Origin of the sequence: Pseudomonas sp. A014 (genome assembly GCF_052378495.1) — a bacterium.
Lineage (GTDB): Bacteria > Pseudomonadota > Gammaproteobacteria > Pseudomonadales > Pseudomonadaceae > Aquipseudomonas > Aquipseudomonas machongensis.
The window spans coordinates 3,370,387-3,390,412 of sequence record NZ_CP199001.1; the positions used below are offsets into that span (position 1 = coordinate 3,370,387).

17 protein-coding genes are annotated in these 20,026 nt (G+C 62.9%); 10 read left to right on the top strand and 7 right to left on the bottom strand.

The window, feature by feature from the left end:
- Positions 1–158 precede the first annotated feature (158 nt).
- The 3 genes from ACTYOL_RS15275 to ACTYOL_RS15285 all read left to right on the top strand — a co-directional run bounded on the left by ACTYOL_RS15275 (position 159) and on the right by ACTYOL_RS15285 (position 3,447).
- Complete coding sequence (locus ACTYOL_RS15275; RefSeq protein ID WP_054891515.1) at positions 159–1,175, top strand: branched-chain amino acid aminotransferase; 1,017 nt, start codon at positions 159–161, stop codon at positions 1,173–1,175.
- A 234-nt stretch (positions 1,176–1,409) separates the two neighbouring features.
- Positions 1,410–2,090 carry a response regulator transcription factor gene (locus tag ACTYOL_RS15280; RefSeq protein WP_054891589.1) on the top strand — a complete coding sequence of 227 codons (681 nt, stop codon included), beginning with the start codon at positions 1,410–1,412 and terminating at the stop codon, positions 2,088–2,090.
- Positions 2,068–3,447, top strand: a complete 1,380-nt coding sequence (locus ACTYOL_RS15285; RefSeq protein ID WP_065862604.1) for a sensor histidine kinase — start codon at positions 2,068–2,070, stop codon at positions 3,445–3,447. Before ACTYOL_RS15280 ends, ACTYOL_RS15285 begins: the two co-directional genes overlap by 23 nt.
- A 76-nt stretch (positions 3,448–3,523) precedes the next feature.
- Here ACTYOL_RS15285 and cysS read toward each other — a convergent pair whose 3' ends face one another.
- Together cysS and ACTYOL_RS15295 are read right to left on the bottom strand one after the other, a co-directional pair.
- Positions 3,524–4,906 (bottom strand): cysteine--tRNA ligase, encoded by a 1,383-nt coding sequence (gene cysS / locus ACTYOL_RS15290; RefSeq protein WP_153772715.1) that lies wholly within the window; start codon positions 4,904–4,906, stop codon positions 3,524–3,526.
- 9 nt (positions 4,907–4,915) lie between these two features.
- Positions 4,916–6,616: a glutamine--tRNA ligase/YqeY domain fusion protein gene (locus ACTYOL_RS15295; protein WP_054891518.1), complete on the bottom strand. Its 1,701-nt coding sequence runs from the start codon at positions 6,614–6,616 to the stop codon at positions 4,916–4,918.
- Between the two features lie 246 nt (positions 6,617–6,862).
- Here ACTYOL_RS15295 and ACTYOL_RS15300 point away from each other — a divergent pair, with 246 nt between their 5' ends.
- The gene (locus tag ACTYOL_RS15300) at positions 6,863–7,363 is read left to right on the top strand and encodes a peptidylprolyl isomerase (RefSeq protein ID WP_063545226.1); all 501 of its coding nucleotides are present in this window, start codon (positions 6,863–6,865) and stop codon (positions 7,361–7,363) included.
- Complete coding sequence (locus tag ACTYOL_RS15305; protein ID WP_054891520.1) at positions 7,360–8,082, top strand: UDP-2,3-diacylglucosamine diphosphatase; 723 nt, start codon at positions 7,360–7,362, stop codon at positions 8,080–8,082. Before ACTYOL_RS15300 ends, ACTYOL_RS15305 begins: the two co-directional genes overlap by 4 nt.
- Before the next feature lie 49 nt (positions 8,083–8,131).
- Here the strand turns inward: ACTYOL_RS15305 and pvdQ are convergent, their stop codons facing one another.
- Positions 8,132–10,447, bottom strand: a complete 2,316-nt coding sequence (gene pvdQ / locus ACTYOL_RS15310) for a bifunctional acylase PvdQ (protein WP_444756531.1) — start codon at positions 10,445–10,447, stop codon at positions 8,132–8,134.
- Positions 10,448–10,645: 198 nt separating this feature from the next.
- Here pvdQ and ACTYOL_RS15315 point away from each other — a divergent pair, with 198 nt between their 5' ends.
- Positions 10,646–11,020, top strand: coding sequence for a hypothetical protein (locus ACTYOL_RS15315; protein ID WP_063545229.1), 375 nt, complete (start codon positions 10,646–10,648; stop codon positions 11,018–11,020).
- Between the two features lie 35 nt (positions 11,021–11,055).
- Here ACTYOL_RS15315 and ACTYOL_RS15320 read toward each other — a convergent pair whose 3' ends face one another.
- Entirely contained in the window at positions 11,056–11,244 is a 189-nt protein-coding gene (locus ACTYOL_RS15320) for a hypothetical protein (protein ID WP_054891523.1), read from the bottom strand.
- A 150-nt stretch (positions 11,245–11,394) separates the two neighbouring features.
- Between ACTYOL_RS15320 and ACTYOL_RS15325 the strand changes: the two genes are divergently transcribed.
- From ACTYOL_RS15325 to ACTYOL_RS15340, 4 genes are all read left to right on the top strand, one after another.
- Positions 11,395–11,856 (top strand): hypothetical protein, encoded by a 462-nt coding sequence (locus ACTYOL_RS15325; protein WP_153772717.1) that lies wholly within the window; start codon positions 11,395–11,397, stop codon positions 11,854–11,856.
- 231 nt (positions 11,857–12,087) lie between these two features.
- Entirely contained in the window at positions 12,088–12,468 is a 381-nt protein-coding gene (locus tag ACTYOL_RS15330) for a Mor transcription activator family protein (protein WP_054891525.1), read from the top strand.
- 43 nt (positions 12,469–12,511) lie between these two features.
- Positions 12,512–13,153 carry a DUF2589 domain-containing protein gene (locus tag ACTYOL_RS15335; protein ID WP_153772718.1) on the top strand — a complete coding sequence of 214 codons (642 nt, stop codon included), beginning with the start codon at positions 12,512–12,514 and terminating at the stop codon, positions 13,151–13,153.
- Between the two features lie 115 nt (positions 13,154–13,268).
- A complete protein-coding gene (locus ACTYOL_RS15340) occupies positions 13,269–13,841 on the top strand; it encodes a DUF2589 domain-containing protein (protein ID WP_151924919.1) in 573 nt (190 codons plus the stop codon).
- On the opposite strand, the gene ACTYOL_RS15345 is transcribed toward ACTYOL_RS15340, so the two are convergent.
- From ACTYOL_RS15345 to ACTYOL_RS15355, 3 genes are read right to left on the bottom strand one after another with little or no spacing between them, the layout of a single operon-like run.
- Positions 13,823–17,494, bottom strand: a complete 3,672-nt coding sequence (locus ACTYOL_RS15345) for a translocation/assembly module TamB domain-containing protein (protein ID WP_444756532.1) — start codon at positions 17,492–17,494, stop codon at positions 13,823–13,825. The genes ACTYOL_RS15340 and ACTYOL_RS15345 overlap by 19 nt on opposite strands.
- Complete coding sequence (locus ACTYOL_RS15350) at positions 17,494–19,236, bottom strand: autotransporter assembly complex protein TamA (protein ID WP_444756533.1); 1,743 nt, start codon at positions 19,234–19,236, stop codon at positions 17,494–17,496. The genes ACTYOL_RS15345 and ACTYOL_RS15350 overlap by 1 nt, the downstream gene beginning before the upstream one ends.
- Before the next feature lie 52 nt (positions 19,237–19,288).
- Positions 19,289–19,930, bottom strand: a complete 642-nt coding sequence (locus ACTYOL_RS15355) for a GNAT family N-acetyltransferase (RefSeq protein ID WP_153772721.1) — start codon at positions 19,928–19,930, stop codon at positions 19,289–19,291.
- Positions 19,931–20,026 lie beyond the last annotated feature (96 nt).

Consider the following 20,026-nt stretch of genomic DNA (forward strand, 5'->3'; position numbering starts at 1 on the left):
CAGAGCCCCCACCAGCACTGTACTGCAGATCATCCGACAGCCAGTCAACCAATTCATGACTGGCCGTTCCCCATCCTCTGCGGATGTATTATCGTGGCGAGGTGCGCATTTAAAAGCAGCCCGAGCGATCGGGCCTCTGCAAGACAATAGAGGGTGTCATGAGCAACGAGATCAACTGGGACAAGCTGGGCTTCGACTACATCAAGACCGACAAGCGCTACCTGTCCGTGTGGCGCAACGGCGAGTGGGACAAAGGCACCCTGACCGACGACAACGTGCTGCACATCAGCGAAGGCTCGACTGCCCTGCACTACGGCCAGCAATGCTTCGAGGGCCTGAAGGCCTACCGCTGCAAGGACGGCTCGATCAATCTGTTCCGCCCGGACCAGAACGCCGCACGCATGCAGCGCAGCTGCGCCCGCCTGCTGATGCCACACGTGCCGACCGATGTGTTCATCGAGGCGTGCAAGCAGGTGGTCAAGGCCAACGAGAAGTTCGTCCCGCCGCATGGCAAGGGTGCCCTGTACCTGCGTCCGTTCGTGATCGGCACCGGTGACAACATCGGCGTGCGCACCGCGCCGGAGTTCATCTTCTCGGTGTTCGCCATCCCGGTTGGCTCGTACTTCAAGGGCGGCATGAAGCCGCACAACTTCCAGATCTCCAGCTTCGACCGCGCCGCCCCGCAGGGCACCGGTGCAGCCAAGGTCGGGGGCAACTATGCCGCCAGCCTGCAACCGGGTTCCGAAGCGAAGAAAGCCAACTTCGCCGACGCCATCTACCTGGATCCGCTGACCCACACCAAGATCGAGGAGGTCGGGTCGGCCAACTTCTTCGGCATTACCGCCAACAACGAGTTCGTCACGCCGAAATCGGCCTCGGTCCTGCCCGGTATCACTCGCCTGTCGCTGATGGAACTGGCGCAATCGCGCCTGGGCCTGACCGTGATCGAAGGCGACGTCGAAATCAGCAAGCTTGACCGCTTCATCGAAGCGGGCGCTTGCGGTACCGCCGCAGTCATCACCCCGATCGGCGGCATCGAGTACAACGGCAAACTGCACGTGTTCCACGACCTGGAAAAGGTCGGCCCGGTCACCCAGAAGCTCTACAACGAGCTGACCGGCATCCAGAGCGGTGACGTCGAAGCACCGGCGGGCTGGATCATCAAGGTCGCCTGAGGCATCGCCTTGCAATGAAAACGGGGCGTGCCAGCAATGGCACGCCCCGTTTTCATTGCTGTCAGGGCCGGTTTCTTTGCAGGCGAGCCTGCTCCCCAACGGAGTCGCGCTGAACGCCAAACGCGTGAAAACACCGATACTGGCACCCTGCCTCTGATAGATGAATTTTTCTTAAATCGCCGTTTGTCTATTCTTTGGCACAATCAGCCATCCAATCGCCGCCCAGGTATTAGCATGCCCCGCGTACTGACTATCGAAGACGACGCCGTCACCGCCCAGGAAATCGTCGCCGAACTTTCCAGCCACGGGCTGGAGGTCGACTGGGCAGACAATGGCCGCGAAGGCCTGGCCAAGGCCATTGCCGGCGGCTACGACCTGATCACCGTGGACCGGATGCTCCCGGAAGTCGACGGCCTGACCATCGTCACCACCCTGCGCAGTCTGAAGATCGCCACGCCCATCCTGATGATCAGTGCCCTGTCGGATGTCGACGAGCGCGTGCGCGGTCTGCGTGCAGGCGGCGACGACTACCTCACCAAGCCTTTCGCCTCCGACGAGATGGCGGCCCGCGTCGAGGTGCTGCTGCGGCGCAACAGCGTGCCCATGACCCAGACCCGCCTCCAGGTCGCCGACCTGGAGCTGGACTTGATCAGCCATGAGGCCCGACGCGGCGAGAGCAGCCTGAACCTGCTGCCAACCGAATACAAACTGCTCGAATACCTGATGCGTCACTCCGGGCAGGTCATCACTCGCATGATGATCTTCGAGGAAGTGTGGGGTTATCACTTCGATCCCGGCACCAACCTGATCGACGTCCACATCGGTCGTCTGCGCAAGAAGATCGACCCACCCGGCCAGACACCGCTGATCCGAACCGTACGGGGCTCCGGTTATGCCATTGCTGAACCCATCTAAGGGCTGGAGCTCCTCGACCAGCCGCCTGCTGGCGCTGTACAGCTTCCTGTTCGTGGCCTGGAGCAGCATCCTCATGGGGGTGCTGTACTTCGAGGTCACCAGCTACCTCAACAAGCTGACCCGCCACTCCATGCTGCAACGCCAGCACCTCTTCGCGCACATGACCGGCAAGCAGCTGGACGATGCGTTGATCGCCAGCCAGGCCTTCGAGGAACGCAGCTTCGACGCGTACGGCCTGTTCGACCCGCAGCTCAACCCCATCGGCGGTCGTATCCGCTCGATTCCGTCGGAATTGGGCCTGGACGGCAAGGTTCACGAACTCAAGCGTTGCCTGGATGCCGACGATCCGCACCTGCCGCGCGACAGCTGTGATGCGGTGGCGATCCGCATCCCCGATGGGCGCTGGCTGGTGCTGGTGCGCGACAACGGCTCGCTGTTCGTGGTGACCCGAATCATTCTGCACGCGCTGCTCTGGGGCATTTCGCTGACGCTGATTCCCGGTTTCGCCGGCTGGTACCTGCTACGCAGGCGCCCGCTCAAGCGTATCCGCGCCGTACAGGCGAGCGCCGAGCTGATCGTGGCCGGCGATCTCACCCACCGCTTGCCGCTGTCGGCACGACGAGACGAGCTGGACATGCTGGCCGCGATCGTCAACGCCATGCTCGACCGCATCGAACGGCTGATGCACGAGGTCAAGGGTGTCTGCGACAACATTGCCCACGACCTGCGTACACCGCTGACCCGCCTGCGCGCCCAGCTCTACCGCATTCGCCAGCAGAGCGGAGCGAACTCGCCGGAAGCCGAAGCGCTGGATCAAGCCATTAGCGAGACCGACACCCTGATGGCACGTTTCCGCGGCCTGCTGCGCATCAGCGAGCTGGAAGACCGCCAGCGCCGCGCAGGTTTCGTCGAGCTTGATCCGCACAATTTGCTGGTGGAGTTGCACGACTTCTACCTGCCGCTCGCAGAGGATGGCAGCATTCGCCTGCAACTGGAGCAGCCTGCGCATCTGCCCGCGCTGCACGGCGACCGCGAACTGCTATTCGAGGCTTTGGCCAACCTGGTCGGCAACGGCATCAAGTTCACCCCGGAGGGTGGGCAGGTACGGATCCAGGCACTGCACGACGACGATGGCGTGCATATCGCCATCGAGGACAGCGGACCGGGGATTCCTGAACAGGAGCGTGCTGCGGTGCTCAAGCGCTTCTATCGCAGCGAGGAAGGACATCGTCACCCAGGGTTCGGGCTAGGCTTGTCGATCGTCGCAGCGATCGTCGACCTGCATGGGTTCAGACTGGAAGTGGGCAGTAGCGAGCTGGGTGGAGCGAAGCTGGTGCTGCACTGCTCGACGGCCTGAAAAGCATCACGGGACAAGTCGGTTCGGTGCCCCGACTTGTCCCGCAACAGGGCTGCTGGGCAGCCCTCGAGTCGTATCAGTCAGCCAGACGCCAGGTGGTGGTGCCTTTGCTGTCTTCAAGCACCACGCCCATGGCAGCCAGTTGATCGCGAATGCGATCGGACTCTGCCCAGTTCTTGTCCGTACGCGCCTGCAAGCGCGCCTGGATCAAGGCTTCGACCTCGGCAGCATCGACCTTGCCTTCAGCACCGGCACGCAAAAAGTCGTCGGCATCGAGCTGCAGCACACCCAGCACATCACCCAGCTCACGCAGGCGACCGGCAAGGCCTGCCGCTGCGTCAGCGTCGCTGTCGCGCAGGCGGTTGATCTCGCGGACCAGGTCGAACAGCACGGCGCAGGCTTCAGGGGTGCCGAAGTCATCGTTCATCGCCACGCTGAACCGTTCGACGAACGCCTCGCCACCCTTGGCGGCGACGCGCGGCAGGCCACGCAGTGCGTGATAGAAACGCTCCAGGGCGCCCTTGGCATCGCGCAAGCTGTCTTCGGAGTAATTGATGGCGCTGCGGTAGTGGCTGGCCACCAGCAGATAACGCACCACCTCCGGGTGGTACTTCTCGAGCACGTCGCGAATGGTGAAGAAGTTGTTCAGCGACTTCGACATCTTCTCGCCATTGATACGGATCATGCCGCAGTGCATCCAGGCCGCCGCATAAGGCTTGCCGGTGGCTGCCTCGCTCTGGGCGATCTCGTTCTCGTGGTGCGGGAACTCGAGGTCGCTGCCACCACCGTGGATGTCGAAGCTCTCGCCCAGGCAGCAGGTGGACATCACCGAGCACTCGATGTGCCAGCCCGGACGGCCCGGGCCCCAGGGCGAATCCCAGCTCGGCTCGCCCGGCTTGGCGCCCTTCCACAGGACGAAGTCCAGCGGATCCTGCTTGGCCTCGTCGACCTCGATCCGCGCGCCGATACGCAGGTCTTCGATCTTGCGTCGCGACAGCTTGCCGTAGCCGACGAACTTGCCGACGCGGTAGTACACGTCGCCATTGCCCGGCGCGTAGGCATAGCCCTTGTCGATCAGGGTCTGGATCATCGCGTGCATGCCGGGGATGTGATCGGTGGCGCGCGGTTCCAGGTCCGGCTTGAGGATGTTGAGACGACGCTCATCCTCATGCATGGCATCGATCATGCGCGCAGTCAGCTCATCGAAGCGCTCGCCGTTTTCGTTGGCGCGGTTGATGATCTTGTCGTCGATGTCGGTGATGTTGCGCACGTACGTGAGCGCGTAGCCACTCTTGCGCAGCCAACGGGTGATCAGGTCGAACGCCACCATGCTGCGACCATGGCCCAGGTGGCAGTAGTCGTACACGGTCATGCCGCAGACGTACATGCGCACGTTGTTGCCATCCAGGGGTTTGAAGACTTCCTTGGTCTTGCTCAGGGTGTTGTAGATGTTAAGCACGAGGATTCCTTAGCTGCCCCACGAATCGCGCAGGGTCACGGTGCGGTTGAACACCGGGCGACCCGGCTGGCTGTCTTTCAGGTCGGCGCAGAAGTAGCCTTCACGCTCGAACTGGAAGCGATCTTCTGGCTGGGCCTGGCCCAGCGAAGGTTCGGCACGACAACCCGTCAGCACCTGCAGCGATTGCGGATTGATATTTTCAAGGAAGCTGCCGCCCTCATCGGTTTTCTCCGGATTGGGCGAGCGGAACAGGCGGTCGTACAGGCGCACCTCGCACTCGATGCTGGCGGCGGCCGGCACCCAGTGGATCACGCCCTTGACCTTGCGACCCTCGGGGTTCTTGCCCAGCGTGTCCGGATCGTACGAGCAGCGCAGCTCGACGATATTGCCCTCGGCATCCTTGATCGCCTCGTCGGCACGAATTACATAGCTGCCGCGCAGGCGCACTTCACCGGCTGGCTCCAGGCGCTTGTATCCCTTGGGCGGCTCTTCCATGAAGTCATCGCGGTCGATGTACAGCTCACGGGCGAACGGCAGGACGCGCACGCCCATGTCTTCCTTCGGGTGGCGCGGCAGTTCGAGCTGCTCGACCTGGCCTTCAGGGTAGTTGGTGATCACCACCTTCAGCGGACGCAGTACGCACATGGCGCGCGGCGCGGTGCGGTCGAGGTCGTCCCGAATGCTGAACTCGAGCATCGACATGTCGACCACGCCATCGGAGCGGTTGGTGCCGACCATGTCGCAGAAGTTGCGGATCGAGGCCGGGGTGTAGCCACGACGGCGGTAGCCCGAGAGCGTGGACATGCGCGGATCGTCCCAGCCCTCGACGTGCTGCTCGTCCACCAACTGCTTGAGCTTGCGCTTGGAGGTGATGGTGTAGTTCAGGTTCAGGCGGCTGAACTCGTACTGGCGCGGATGCGCCGGGACCGGCAGGTTGTCGAGGAACCAGTCATACAGTGGACGATGGCCCTCGAACTCCAGGGTGCAGATCGAGTGGGTAATGCCCTCGATGGCGTCCGACTGGCCGTGGGTGAAGTCGTAGTTGGGGTAGATGCACCACTTGTCACCGGTCTGGTGGTGGTGGGCATGGCGGATGCGGTAAAGAATGGGGTCGCGCAGGTTCATGTTGGGCGAAGCCATGTCGATCTTGGCACGCAACACACGCTCACCGTCCTTGAACTCGCCAGCCTTCATGCGGGCGAACAGGTCGAGGTTCTCCTCGACGCTGCGCTCGCGGAACGGGCTGTTCTTGCCGGGCTGGGTCAGGGTGCCGCGATACTCCTTGGCCTGCTCGGGGGTCAGGTCGCAGACGTAGGCCTTGCCGCGCTTGATCAGCTCGACCGCCCAGTCGTGCAACTGGTCGAAATAATCGGAAGCAAAGCGCACCGGACCGGTCCACTCGAAGCCCAGCCACTTGACATCACGCTGGATGGCGTCGATGTACTCCTGATCCTCCTTGGCCGGGTTGGTGTCGTCGAAACGCAAGTGGCAGGCGCCACCGAACTCCTGGGCCAGACCGAAGTTGACGCAGATCGACTTGGCGTGGCCGATGTGCAGATAACCGTTCGGTTCCGGCGGGAAGCGGGTGACGATACTGCTGTGCTTGCCCGAGTCCAGGTCAGCCTGGACGATCGGTCGCAGGAAGTTCGCAGGGACGGCGGGGGCGCCTTTGGCAGCGGCGTTGGTCGCGTTGTCGGTGGGCTTGCTCATAGGATCCTTGAATGCAGATGTCCGGTCCGGGTAGGCCGATTGAATCAAAGGGCCTATCATAGCCGAAGCAGTCAAGCTGCTGACAGCCGGGCACCGACAAACTGGCGCGATTTCTCGCAGCGTTTTGTCGCCAGCTGGCAAAATGGCCGCCGCGCGCCTTGTGTCGCCGCCGCCAGATCCTGCGTCAGGTACAGTACGCGACCTGTGCACCCTATTTCCGAATGCCTTGAAAGAGCGAATTTCAGCATGTCCAAAGTCAAACTGAGCACCAACCACGGCGACATCGTTCTGCAACTGAACGCCGAAAAAGCCCCGCAAACCGTCGAGAACTTCGTTCAATACGTCAAGGACGGCCACTTCGACGGCACCGTGTTCCACCGTGTGATCAAGGGCTTCATGATCCAGGGCGGCGGCTTCGAGCCTGGCATGAACCAGAAGAAAACCCGCGCCAGCATCCAGAACGAAGCCGACAACGGCCTGAAGAACACCAAGTACAGCATCGCCATGGCCCGCACCATGGAGCCGCACTCCGCCTCGGCGCAGTTCTTCATCAACGCTTCCGACAACGACTTCCTCAACCACAGCGGCAAGAACGTGCAGGGCTGGGGCTACGCGGTATTCGGCGAAGTGACCGAAGGCCGTGAAGTGGTCGATGCCATCGAGAAAGTCGCCACCGGTTCCAAGGCTGGCCACCAGGACGTGCCGAAGGACGACGTGATCATCGAGAAAGCCGAGATCATTGAGTGATCCTGCTGATCTCCGATCTGCACCTGCAAGAAGAACGCCCGGACATTACCCGGGCGTTTCTTGATCTGCTCGATGGGCGGGCGCGACACGCCAAGGCGCTGTACATTCTTGGCGACTTCTTCGATGCCTGGATCGGCGACGATGCCATGACGCCGTTCCAGCAATCGATCTGCCAGGCGTTGCGCACGCTGTCCGACAGCGGCACGGCGATCTACCTGATGCACGGCAACCGCGACTTTCTCATCGGCCAGGACTTCTGCAAGGCCGCTGGCTGCACCCTGCTGACCGACCCTAGCGTGGTTGAGCTGGGTGGCGAGCCGGTACTGCTGATGCATGGCGACACCCTGTGCACCCGCGACGTGGCCTACATGAAGCTGCGCCGCTACCTGCGCAACCCGCTGAGCCTCTGGATTCTGCGTCACTTGCCGCGATCCACGCGCCAGAAACTGGCGCGCAAGCTGCGCAGTGAAAGCCAGGCGCAGGTGCGGATGAAGAACACTGAAATCGTCGATGTCACCCCCGACGAAGTGCCCAAGGTGATGAGCGAGCACAGTGTGCGCACGCTGATCCATGGCCATACTCACCGCCCTGCCCTGCACAAGCTGGTGGTCGAGGGCCAGCCGGCTCGGCGCATCGTACTGGGGGACTGGGATCGCCGAGGCTGGGCGCTGCAGGTGGACGACCAGGGCATGCACCTGGCGCCGTTCGAATTTTCCTGACGCGCAGGCCCTGAGGTGGCTCGTGCCACCACAGGGCCACTGATTTCGACTATTTCCCCGCGCTGACCAGTGGCTGCTCATCCCGCTCGCTCACCACATACTGGCGATACTGAGGATCGGAGGTGATCTGCGCTTCGGTAAACGGAATGGGCGCCAATTGTCCGACCGCAAAGGCACGCGTCTGGTCAAATGCGTGTACCGAGGCCGACTCGCTGGACAGTGAAAACGCCAGCAACCCCTTGGCCTGAGGCCCCTGCTCGGTGAAGCTGACCAACTGCAGGTAGCTGGTACCGCTGACTACCAGACGCTTCCCTGCCCCATTGGGCACACTGACCATGGCGTTGTAGACCCCCAACTCCTGCGGGCCACCCGGCACCGGCGTGCCGTCCAGCGCTTGCTGTACCTGCCCCCACTGCTGTTCTTGCGCCATGCCGCCTTCCTGCACCTGCGCCAAAGAAGCCAGCGCCGCCTCACGCAGCAGCGCGCGTACTGCTGCTTGCTCTACTGCAAGACCACGCGGCGTGTGCTGCGGATCTGCCGGATCGAACGCCACACGCCAGATTTGCGGCTGGTCGCCCAGCGCTTCCATGATGTTGGCAAAATGCACAAGCCCCATGCCGCTGTCGGTGCCGGCCTTGCCGTTCCAGGCCTCGAGGCTGGCGCAAACAGCCTGCAGATCGCGTTCGGTGCCTTTGCACCAGTCCAGCAGCTCTGGCAGCAGTTGGCTGGCCAGATACACCTCGTCGTCCAGCACCATGTGCTGCAGCTCAGCTACGCCGAGCTTGGCGCGACCTTGCAGGCGCTGCAAGGCAAAGCGGGTACGCATCCCCAAGGGTTGGTCTTCACGGCTGATCAGCGGCGAGAAGCCTGTCAGCGGCTGGGCCGGGTTGACCTGCCAGGCCGAGTCATTGGAGTTCTGCACGAAGTCCGCACGCTCAAGGCTTGGCTGCAGGCGCGCGGGGAAGATTCCAGGTTGCGCAGCGTCGGGGTCGACCTTCCACTGGCAGGCGCTGCGCGAGCCGTCCAGTACGACCAACGGCCCGACCAGCGATGGATCGCTGCACTGGGCAAGCATGGCCTTGTCGACATACGGCACCACCGACTGATTCAGGTACAGCGCGCGGCCACCGGCATCCACCGCCAGGGTGTTGACCCAAGGAATGCCCTGAAGCTTGGCCACCGAGGTCTTGACAGCATCGATGTCCTTGGCGCGATTGATCCCGTACCACTGCTCAAGCACTCGCGTGTTGTCGAGATTGGCATCGCGCAGGCTGTAGGCATATTTGCCATCCCAGTCCAGACGCCCCGGCCACTGCACCACAGGGCCGAACCTGGAGACGTGGATCTGGCGCTGCACCTGGCTGAGCGTTCCGTCTGCCCCCTTCACCGCAACAGTGATTGCCTGCTGTTGGAGCGGCAGCGACTGGCCATCCAGCAGGTAACGGGTGGGATCCTTCGGGTCGAGCTGCAGACGGTACAGGGTGAAGTGCTTGGAGGTGTCGACGGTATGGGTCCAGGCCAGATCACGGTTGAAACCGATGTTGATCACTGGCAACCCCGGCAGCGCCGCCCCCATCACATCCAGTTGCCCGGGAATGGTCAACTGCATCTGATAGAACCGCAGGCCGCCAATCCAGGGGAAGTGCGGGTTGGCGAGCAACAAGCCACGCCCATTGGCCGAGCGCTGCGCACCGACGGCCACGGCGTTGCTGCCACGCTCGCTGGCGAACGCCTGCTGGCGTGCCAGGGCCACGCTGTAGTCGGCCTTTGGCCTGTGCATGGCCAGCCCCGGCGGCGTCGCCGCAACCACCGCTTCGGCGAACTGACCGATGCCCCCTTCAGCCAGCAGTCGGCGGGTCAGCTTCACCAGGTCCAGGCTGGTGATTGGCCTGACCCAGTCGCCCGCCCCGCACTCCACCGGCAGCCCCTGGGCCTTGCGTTCGGCAAGCGCTCGGTTGTAGCCGGCAGCGTAGCCCTCCAGGCGATCGCGAATGGGTGCCGACTGCGCCTGGAGGAATCCGTTGACTGCCGCATTGTCGTTCAGCCAGGTAAAGAACAGATCGCTGTCGAGGTTGTCGCGCTGCTCGACCGTCTTGCCTTCGGCACCCAAATATTTCGACCGCTCACCATTGACCGTGAGCACTTCGTCAGCCAGCAGGCACAGGTTGTCCTGGGCATAGGCGTAGCCGATGCCATAGCCCAGGCCACGCTCATTGCTGGCCAGGATGTGCGGCACACCGAAGCTGGTACGGCGAATCTGCGCCGAAGCATCGCCGGCGGCTTCCAGCGCCTGCGCGCCGGCAGCAACGGTGGCAAGCACGATGGCCAGGCCAAGGCAGGATAAGGGTCGCGATAGTGGGATCACGGGCACTCCTGGGGTATGAGAGGTCATCCCGATCAGACGAGCGGCCGGATGAAAATTTTACGTATTGCGCTACGCGGGAACGTCTTGAAAAGGACGTGGCAGTTTTTTTTCAGTCAGAACTGCAGTTTTCCCGCGCTCATTCGTCCTAATAGTTAGGCACTCATGATTTCGGGACAGTCCACGAAAAGGAGCATTCACATGTACAACCCGCAACTGCAGGCGCAGCACCAGCGCACCGCTGAGCGCACATCGCCGCAAGACAGCACTGGCGCGCAGGAACGGATCGGCAACGAACAGATCCGCGAACTGTTGCGCGCCTACGGTCTGCGCACCAGCCTGATTCGCCTGAAAGTCATCGATGCGCTGCATTCGGCCGATCGCAGTGGCCGTAGCATCGGCGTACGCGGCGTGCATGCGCAGCTGGAGCAACTGGACATCCCGCTGTCATTCCTGAGCGTGCGCGAAGTGCTCAAGCGACTCTGCACCGAGGGCGTCATCAGCCTGGGCGATGACAAGTGCTACAGCCTTCAGCCCGCAGCCCGCGCCGTACTGGAGCAGAACGCCCTGCGCTGATTCCCCGGCCGGCCAGGATGGCCGGCTGGCCTGCGTCAGGACTTGACCTTGCGCCGCAGGATGCCGTTGATCACCACGACGACCACGGCGATACCGATGGCCAGGTACTGGAAGGTCTGCTCGCTGATCGTGCCCTGTTTCTGCAGGTAGCTCAGGCCGAACATCACACCCATCATCACCACGATGATGAGGATCGAATATTTGAAGCGCTGCATGTGTGTCATCGGCAATTCCTTGGAGCATCAGGGACAAAAGAAGCTCGTCACGAGCCGGCCACATGATACATGGCCAGATCCACACGCGATGCATTTCCTGCTGAGCTTCGCCGCTCAAGATTGAAAACATGGACGCCCGACTCGTGCCCCGGAGCGACCATGCCAAAACCCCTCGTGCTTTGCACCTTGCTGTTTCTCCCGCTCACCTGCGCCCACGCCATCGATACCAGCACCCTGCCCCGCGAACAACTGCTCGAGCTCGGCACCCGCCTCGAAGCCTCCAGCGGCAGCAACCAATGGCAGCAGTTGTGGCAACAGGTTCGTGGCAACGGCTTGTTACAGGCCCAGCCAGGCCAGTTGCGCTTCGTCCCTCCCCCCTCGAAACTGCCGGCCATGGTCAGATTGACCCTGGCACAGGCGCAGCATGTAGAACCCTTCTCCATTACCCACGCGCGCTACCGCCGGGTATTCAGCCCGCAAGTCATCGGCTATCGCGGTAGCCAAGCGCTCGAAGCACTGTGCGTGGACGTGGACTGGCGCGCATTGCCCGCCGCAGCGGTGTCCAGCCCTCAAAGCTACCTAGGCTTGGCAAGCCTGCGCAAAGCCTACCCCTGCGATTGAAATGGGTACCGACATCCTTGGAACACACCTAAGAAGTCGACCGATAAAGAACAAGACCTGCTGCAAAATCACGGTTCAACTTCCTACGCAAGAGCTCTCATCTGCCTGCAACAAACGCTCTACAGGAACTACAGAGCATGGGCCACTTGGCGCCTAGGAATGATCGGGAGAGGTGACTGAGAATCCCTGGGCACCCATCGTGCTGGCCTCTAAGACACAGGGAAATCGAATATGGAACTGCCAGATCTGACTGCAATCGATGTCGCCCAGCTACCTCATTCACTGCAATCGCTGATCGAGTGCATCGGCCTTGAAAATGCGTACCGGCTGACCTGCGCCTACGGCGGCCGCCCCAAGTACATCCCCAAACACCGTGACCGCACACGGCTGGCCGATCTTCTGCCAGCCGACGCGCTGGACGCACTGATCAAGCGCTATGCCGGCATTGCCCTGGAGATTCCCAAGGCCGACCACTTCCAGCGCCAGTTGCGCAACCTGCAAATCCAGAAAGAAAGTGCCAGCGGGCTGTCGCGCAGCCTGCTCGCGGACAAGTACGGACTGAGCCTGCGTCAGATCGGCAACATCCGGCGCCAGGACAACCACCCCCACTGAAAACCGGGCCTGAGCTTTCACCGCCCCCGAAGGAGTATCACCCATGTCCATTGACAACAGCCTGATCGGTTCTGTCATCAACTCTCTACCCATGGACCGAATGATTGCCGGCCCCTTGCAGGCCATGGTCCAGGCGCAGGTCACCGCGAGCAAGTCGTACGCCGACTTCCTCATGAATGTCTGCATCCAGGATGGCAAGGCAGTCGCCATCCAGTTCGACTACGACGAGACCATCGTCGGTGAGGATGGCGAATACAAAGGTATCGTCGCCAAGAGCATGAAGGTGCCACTGCTGGCGGCCATCACCCACCCGAACATTGCCATCGACGAAGGCAAGATCGAGTTCGAGATGACCATCAACCAGATGGCCGAGGACCGATCCTCCAAGGAGGCGGAAGGCAGCATGGAGGCCTCGCTCGGCTGGGGACCTTTCAAGCTGAATGTGAAAGGCAGTGTAAGCCACAAGTCGGAACAGACCCGCAAGACCGATACCCGCGCGCGCTACGCCTTCAACACTACCGTGCGCCGTCAGCAACCACCGGAAGCCCTCATGCGCGTGATGGATTTCCTCACTGATGCCGCAACCAAACCTACCGTGCTCGCCAGTGAACAGCTGCGCAGCAGCGACAGCATCTCGAATGAGGACACCCTGCCCGCCGCCGAAAAATCCACAGCAACACCTTGATGCGCTATAGCCTAGCTCGCGCCCACCTGCCGCAGGTCTCCACCCGGGCACCTGCGGCATCCGCACCGGAGACCGTTGATTGGATCAGCCCTGCGAACACGCTCAACCAACGCCCATGACATCCACCGACCTGCGCGACATCACACGCGGGCTCCAGGAAGCCGCCGCGGCAACCAATACCCTGATTGCCCAGCAATACCTCAGACTCTTCGATCAGTTCTTCGACGTGGACGCCGAGCAGCCCGGCATGCCGATGCGCGCCAAGATGGTAGAAGTGGCGATGGACGACACGCACACCTTGCGCATCCCGCTGATTGCCCTGGTGTCCACCAAGGGCCTGGCCCTGGAGCGCATGCAGGTCGACCTGTCGGTTCACGTGAAGAACGCTCAGGCCCGACAGGATTTGCTGCAGCAGGCCAACGACACCACCTCGTGCTCGCACTTCAAGGTCACCGTCGGCGCCCAAACGCGCCGTGGCGAAGGACGCGACCCCGACGAAGTACAGATCCGCATGCAGTTCCAGGCCTGCGAGCCGCCCGAAGCGATCAACCGGCTGATCGAGGAGTACACCAACCTGATCATGCCTGTGCGCACACCGCCCATGCCCGCCCCGGAGCCAGGCGCAGACGGCAACGAGTTCATCGAAGCCGCCACTGTCCGCCGATCAGATCAGAAGTCGCGTTTGTAGAAGATGTCCAGCGAGCTCGCCAGCCCGCTGGCGGCCTCCAGATAGACCTTCTTGCTCAGTTTGTAGCGCAAGGCAATGGTGTTGGCTGGCTCGAACACACCGACCCCATAACGCAGGCTGAGGCGTTCGGTCAGGTTGCCGCTGGCCACCACGTTGGTCTTGTTGCCCGAACCTTCGGTGTCGAGCTGAAAATCATCGATTCCCAGGCTCGAGGCCAGGCTCCCGGTAATCCCGGCGCTACCGGCAAGGCCCAGGCCCAAGGCCGCTTCAGCCAGCATGTTGTTATCCTCGCCAGAATTGCCCAGGGGACGTCCCAACACGAGATACGACAACGCCTGCTCCTGGCTCATGGCCGGCTCCGAGAACACTTGGGTAGTCGGCTGCTCGGCACTGCCGCTCAGGCGAATACCCGCAATCACGTCATCGACCTTGCGGATCGCTTCGATATCCAGGTATGGCTGATCGAGGGGGCCTGCGAACAACAGCCGCGCACGACGGATGGTCAGGCGCTGGCCGTAGGCTCGATAACGACCGTCAGCCAGGCTCAACTCACCACGCGTGTCCAGGTTGTCACCTATGTGCACATGACCCAGCAGATTGGCGGTCAGGCCAAAGCCGCTGAAGGACAACTTGTCACGACCGACTTCGACATCGATGTCCATCGCGACCGCCATCGGCGGCGTACCCTCTTCGGTCTGGTGGCCGACAATCACCGTGTCGTCGGAGACCTTCACCGTCGAAGGCGGCAGCTCGCGCACGGTGATCTTGCCCTTGGGTACCTGAACTTTGCCCGTCACCGCCAGCTTGTCGCCGGACAGGCGGATATTGAGATCCGGCGCGACCTCCAGCGCGGCATAGGGCTCGACGTTCACTGGAAGCTGCTGGCCTTGCAAACGCAAGTCGACAGCCAACGCCTGCCCCCAAGCCAGCTCGCCGGCCAATTGCCCGCGACCGGCCTCGCCACTTCGCCAGTCACCGCTGATCCGGATCTGCTCCCCGGCGACGAGCGCTCGCAACGACAAGTCTTCCAGGCTGACCGGCAACTCGGCGCCACTGACATGCCCGCCGCTAAGCGTCAGGTTGCCGTTGACCTGGGGCGCCAGCAAGGTACCCGACAAACGCCCGTCGCCGTTGAGTTGCCCGGCCAGGCGCTCGACCATCGGCACGAAAGGCCGGGCGATCGACAGGTCCAGCCCGGAAAGGCGAAATTCACCGGAAAGCGGTTTGTCCCGGCCCAGGGGATCGATGCGTGTCGACAGGTTAAACTCCCCCAACCGGTCGCCACGAAACGCCAGCGACGTGTCTACCCGCCGCGGTGCCAAGGTACTGTCCAGGCGGAGCGTCTGGTAGGGGAAGTCGATCCAGCGCCCGTTATCGCGGACCCGCAGCGTGCCGCCGCTGGCATCGATGCGCACCGTGCCTTTGGGGCCGCTGGCCGGCATATCCAGGTTGATGTCGGCATTGAGCATGCCTTGCCAGGCGAAATCCTTCGGCAGCCACTGGGCCAGACTGTCGATGGGGAACTGCTTGAGGTGGTAGCGCAAACGTGGATCCGGCGCCAGGCGCTGATCCTCGCCACACAGGCTGGCAGCGCCGGAGCGCCAGCAATGTGCACCGAAGTCGAGCTGGCCGTTGGCCAGGCGCTGCAGGCGGGCGGGGGCTTGCAATTGCCAGTCCTGACCGCCCGCCTGGATGCGCCCGCTGGCCAGGCGGCCACGCCAATCACCCTTGCCGAGCGTGCCGTCCAATGCAAGGTCGAGCTTGAGCTGGGGGCCATTCAGCGCCAGTGTCAGCGCCTGCTGACGGATATCACCTTTGCCCGTGGCATCAAGATTGCCCAAGGCCGTTTCGCCCAGGCGGATATTGCCGGCCTTGAGGGTGATCAGTCCACGCTGGGCGCTGTCCAGGCGTGCGTCGAGATCCAGGCGCTGTATGCGGTTGTCGGCCTGGGCCAGCTGTTGCCCCTGAAGACTAAAGGCACCCTGCGGCGCAGCCAGCGTGCCAGCCAGATCGAGGCGACCTTTGACCTGCCCCTGCAAGCGCGGCCAGAGCTGGCCAAGGCGCGGCAAGTCGAGATCGAGGCGACCGGCAAGGCGCTGCTGAAGGCTGCCACTGCCATTGATCCGGTTGTCACCCAACTGGATCGCCAGCGCACCGAGCGTCCAGGCCTCACCTGCACCCTTGGCATCCGCCTTGAGCACCGCCGGCTGACCACGCAGGCGCCCTTTGAGGTCAAGTTGGGCATCGAGCTGCAGACGCTCGTTCTTCAATTCACCCTTGCTGCGCAGCGGCCCTGCCAGGGTGCCCGGCAGCTCCGCCAGCCAATAGGCGGGGTCGAGCGCCGACAGTTGCAGATCGACATCCCAGGTAATCGCGTCAGCAAAGCCCAGCGCCACGGCACCCGATGCCCTGCCCTGCCCGGCCACGAGTGCCAACTGTGGCAGGCGCACCTGGGTCAGGTCGCCATCGAACGGGCTGGCCAGGCTGAACGCACCGGCCGGGCCATCGAGGTCTCCTTTGAAATCACCGGTGTAGGTACCGTCGCGATAGTGCACCTGGGCGTTGAAGCGTTTGAGCGTGACTTGCGGTGCTTCGTCCATCGGGTACAGACGCAGCCAGGGAAAATCGAGCCAGTCGATCCGGGCATCGGCCGTCAGCCCTTGCTGCCAGTCGGCACTGGCCTGCAACGTGAGGCGCTGGGTCTCACTGGCGCTGAGGTCCAGTGTCTCGAGTCGGGCACCCTTGGCATCGACCTTGCCGCTCAGGGCCAGGGCCACTGGCCCCTGCTCGGCCGGAAGGCTGGCCGTACCCTTGAGCAGGTATCCCTTGAGCAGATCACCCTTGGCCTGAAGGTTGAGCTGGTTCAGTTGCAGCGGGTCGGGTAACGAGGCAGAGGGCCGGAACGTCTCGGCGCGGATCTGCAGTGTCGCGGGCAAGTGATCGGCCAGCGCTTGCAGCTCACCCTCGAGCTTCGCCTCGAGATAACCCGTGCTGGTGCCCTCGAGGGCCAAGGTCTTCTGCAGGTCGCCCTTGGCATTGAGCACCAATTGCCAGGCCTGACCATCCACTGCCGGCAGTTGCAGGGTGGCATCGGCCTGAAGCGGCCAATCACCTTGGGGCAGCAGATTGCCCTGCAGGCTCAGGTGCAGGTCGTCACGCTGCAATTGCAGGGCGTCGATACGCAGGCCTTCGGTGGTCCAGTGGGCGGCCAGTTGCAGGTCGCCGAGCAGGTCACTGCCATCCAGGCGTAACTGACCGATCTTGACCTCACCCAGCTCGATTGCGATCGGCAAACGCAGTTCGGGCAGTTGCAACGGCCCAGTTTCTGGCTGCGACTCACTCGCAGCGAACGCCATGTCGATGCGCTCGGCTTGCAACCGCTGCACGCACAGCGTGGCGCGCAACAGGCACGATGGTGACCATTGCAGTTGCGGTGCCTGCAGCTCGACCCGGCTGCCATCCTGGGCCCAGACCACACGGGCGGCCTGCCATTGGCCTCCCAGATGGCCTTGGAAGTCTTCGACCTCAAGCCCCGGCACCCGGCTCAGGGCCCAGCGGCTGCCCGCTTGCGTTCCCAGTACCAAAGTTGCGCAAAGTCCCACCAGCACCAGCAAGCCCAATACGATCGACAACACAGGTTTGAGCAGGCGCATCACAGTTCAGGCCCCATGGAGAAATGCAGCCGGATACCACCGTCGTCGTCCAGCGCGCGCGCCAGGTCCAGACGCAGCGGCCCGACTGGCGAGACCCAGCGCACGCCGATGCCGACCCCGGTCTTGAGGCTGGGCAGTTCCAGCGAATTGAACGAATTGCCCTGGTCGATGAAGGTCGCCACGCGCCATTTCTCCGTGAGCGAATACTGGTACTCGGCACTGCCGGCCACCAGGTAGCGGCCACCGATACGGTCGCCCTTGTTGTTCTTCGGCGACAGCGTCTGGTAGTCATAGCCCCTTACGCTCTGGTCGCCACCGGCGAAGAAGCGTAGTGAGGGCGGGACGTTCTGCTGGTAGCCGTTGGTAGCGCTGCCACCGAACTGCACGCGCCCGAGGAAGCGATGGTTCTGCCCCAGGGTGGTGAGGCCCTTGAGCAGGACATTGCCATGCACCAGGTTGGTGTCCGAGCCCAGCCCTTCCTTGGCCGCCTGCAGGTCGAACTGCAGGCGATAGCCATTGTGCGGGTCGATGCGGTTGTCACTGCGCAAATAGGAAAAGCTCACCCCAGGCATCAGCAGGTTGCTCAGCCCGGAGTCGTCGCCCAGGCGGTACTCCTCGCGCTGGTACTTCAGCGAGATCACCCGCTGCCAGCCGCTGGGCAGTTTGCTGTGCCATTCGGGGCCGACAGTCAGCAGCTTGCTGAGGGTGTCGGTGCCGGCGATCTCTTCGTTCTGGTAACCACCGGCAAAGCGCAGCTTGTCGGTCAGTGGAGGGTCCAGCGGGATGTCATACCACAGGCCGACGTTCTGCCGGGGCGCCGAGAGCTCGGTCTCCCAGCCATAACTGTGGCCTTGGGGATTGACCCAGTGCCGTGTCCAGTTGGCCTTGCCCCGTGGCCCCACGTCGGTCGAGAACCCCAGGCCCAGCCCCAGCGTCCGCGGTTTACGGGTATCCAGGCGCACGTCCACCGGCACCACGTCATCGACCGCCGCCGTCGGCGCCGCATCGACACGTACTCCTTCGAAATAGCCACTGGACTGCAGGTCGTTATTGAGTTCGGCCACCAGTTCGGAATCGTAGGGTGTTCCCGGCTTGAAGCCGACCATGCGTTGCAGCAGGTCGTCGTCCAGCGGTGCGTCGCCACCGAAGGTCACCTTGCCCAGGCGATAACGCGGGCCACTCTGGTACACCAGTTCGATATCCGCAACGCCTGCTTGCGGGTCTACCGCAAGGCGCTGACGGGAAAAGCGCCCGTCGAAGAAGCCATAGCGCGAAGCCTGGTTCTGGATCAGCCGCTTGGCGTCCTCGTAGACACCATGATTGAGCTGCTCGCCCGGGCGCAATGCCTTGCTGTCCGGAATGCGAAAGGCCTTCATCTCGCTCGCCGGGCCTTCGATGCGCACGGTCACATTGCGCAGACGCACCGGCTCGCCCGGGTCGACCCGAATGATCAGTTGTACGGGTTGATCGGCCTTGCTCGGCGGCTTGACCTCGGTATCGATCTGCGCCTGGTAGTAGCCCAGCGCCTGGGCCGCCTTGCGCGCCTGCTCCTCAGCCCCGCGGCTGAACCGCAGCAAGGCCTCCTCGTCGCGATCGCCCAGGCTGCCGATGTAGCCTTCGATATTGGCCTGCAACGTCTTGTTGGACGGTTTGACCCGTACCAACAGTTCGCTCTGGCCCCATGCTGTGCAGCTGGCGGCGAGCAACAGCACGCCCCAACCAAGTCTTCCTGAATACGTCATGCGGGGCATGCTACCAGAGCGAAGCGGCAGCGTAAGCCGCAGGAGGTTGCGATCAAGCAATTGCCGGGTTGGAGGACAGCGGATTCGGATGAAAGAACACTCTCTCTCGGATTGGCCCGACCGCGACCTCACCAATCTCCTGATAGCCCTGGCGCTCGTAGAAGGCCAGGTAATGGGCATTGCCGGTGTCGAGGATCACGCCTTGGGTATCGGGATCGTCGGCGCACCAGTCGTGCACCGCCTGTAACAATTGCTCACCATAGTGTTGCCCCTGAAACTGCGGGTGCACCCCCAGCAGAGGCAACACATGGACTTGCTGACTGGGCAGGCACGCCGCCAGTGCCGCTTGATACTCGAGGTATCGACGCGTGCAGCGCCGGCCTGTCCCCAGCAGCATGCGCAGGCGCCAGGCCCAACTGTCGGCCACTCCAAGGCGACGTTGCGGCGGCACGATCAGCGCGGCACCGACCAGGCGGTCGTTGACCAGCACACCGATTGCCGGCAACTGCAGGTAGAAGTGCTGGCGCACCCATTCGCGCACCATCACCCGCAGGCGCCGCTCATAACCCCGCCGCTGTGCATCGAACAGATAGGCGAAGGTCGGCTCGTGGCGATACGCATGGTAGAGCAGCGAACGCACTTCGCGGCTGTAGCCATCGTCGAGCAGGCTGATATGCGCCGGGGCGTCGGACATTGCGATGATCCTCCTGGAATGTACGTAGCAGAGCCTTGGAGGCGTCGTGTCGCACATCGTTCCCCCTCCAGCACGTTAGCAGCGCCCCAGCGACGC

Bases quoted from the DNA above. Each gene is read 5' to 3' on its own strand.
- ACTYOL_RS15275 (WP_054891515.1), top strand. From the start codon at position 159: ATGAGCAACGAGATCAACTGGGACAAGCTGGGCTTCGACTACATCAAG.
- ACTYOL_RS15280 (WP_054891589.1), top strand. From the start codon at position 1,410: ATGCCCCGCGTACTGACTATCGAAGACGACGCCGTCACCGCCCAGGAA.
- ACTYOL_RS15285 (WP_065862604.1), top strand. From the start codon at position 2,068: ATGCCATTGCTGAACCCATCTAAGGGCTGGAGCTCCTCGACCAGCCGC.
- ACTYOL_RS15295 (WP_054891518.1), bottom strand. From the start codon at position 6,616: ATGAGCAAGCCCACCGACAACGCGACCAACGCCGCTGCCAAAGGCGCC.
- ACTYOL_RS15300 (WP_063545226.1), top strand. From the start codon at position 6,863: ATGTCCAAAGTCAAACTGAGCACCAACCACGGCGACATCGTTCTGCAA.
- ACTYOL_RS15315 (WP_063545229.1), top strand. From the start codon at position 10,646: ATGTACAACCCGCAACTGCAGGCGCAGCACCAGCGCACCGCTGAGCGC.
- ACTYOL_RS15320 (WP_054891523.1), bottom strand. From the start codon at position 11,244: ATGACACACATGCAGCGCTTCAAATATTCGATCCTCATCATCGTGGTG.
- ACTYOL_RS15325 (WP_153772717.1), top strand. From the start codon at position 11,395: ATGCCAAAACCCCTCGTGCTTTGCACCTTGCTGTTTCTCCCGCTCACC.
- ACTYOL_RS15330 (WP_054891525.1), top strand. From the start codon at position 12,088: ATGGAACTGCCAGATCTGACTGCAATCGATGTCGCCCAGCTACCTCAT.
- ACTYOL_RS15335 (WP_153772718.1), top strand. From the start codon at position 12,512: ATGTCCATTGACAACAGCCTGATCGGTTCTGTCATCAACTCTCTACCC.
- ACTYOL_RS15340 (WP_151924919.1), top strand. From the start codon at position 13,269: ATGACATCCACCGACCTGCGCGACATCACACGCGGGCTCCAGGAAGCC.
- ACTYOL_RS15345 (WP_444756532.1), bottom strand. From the start codon at position 17,494: ATGCGCCTGCTCAAACCTGTGTTGTCGATCGTATTGGGCTTGCTGGTG.
- ACTYOL_RS15350 (WP_444756533.1), bottom strand. From the start codon at position 19,236: ATGACGTATTCAGGAAGACTTGGTTGGGGCGTGCTGTTGCTCGCCGCC.
- ACTYOL_RS15355 (WP_153772721.1), bottom strand. From the start codon at position 19,930: ATGTCCGACGCCCCGGCGCATATCAGCCTGCTCGACGATGGCTACAGC.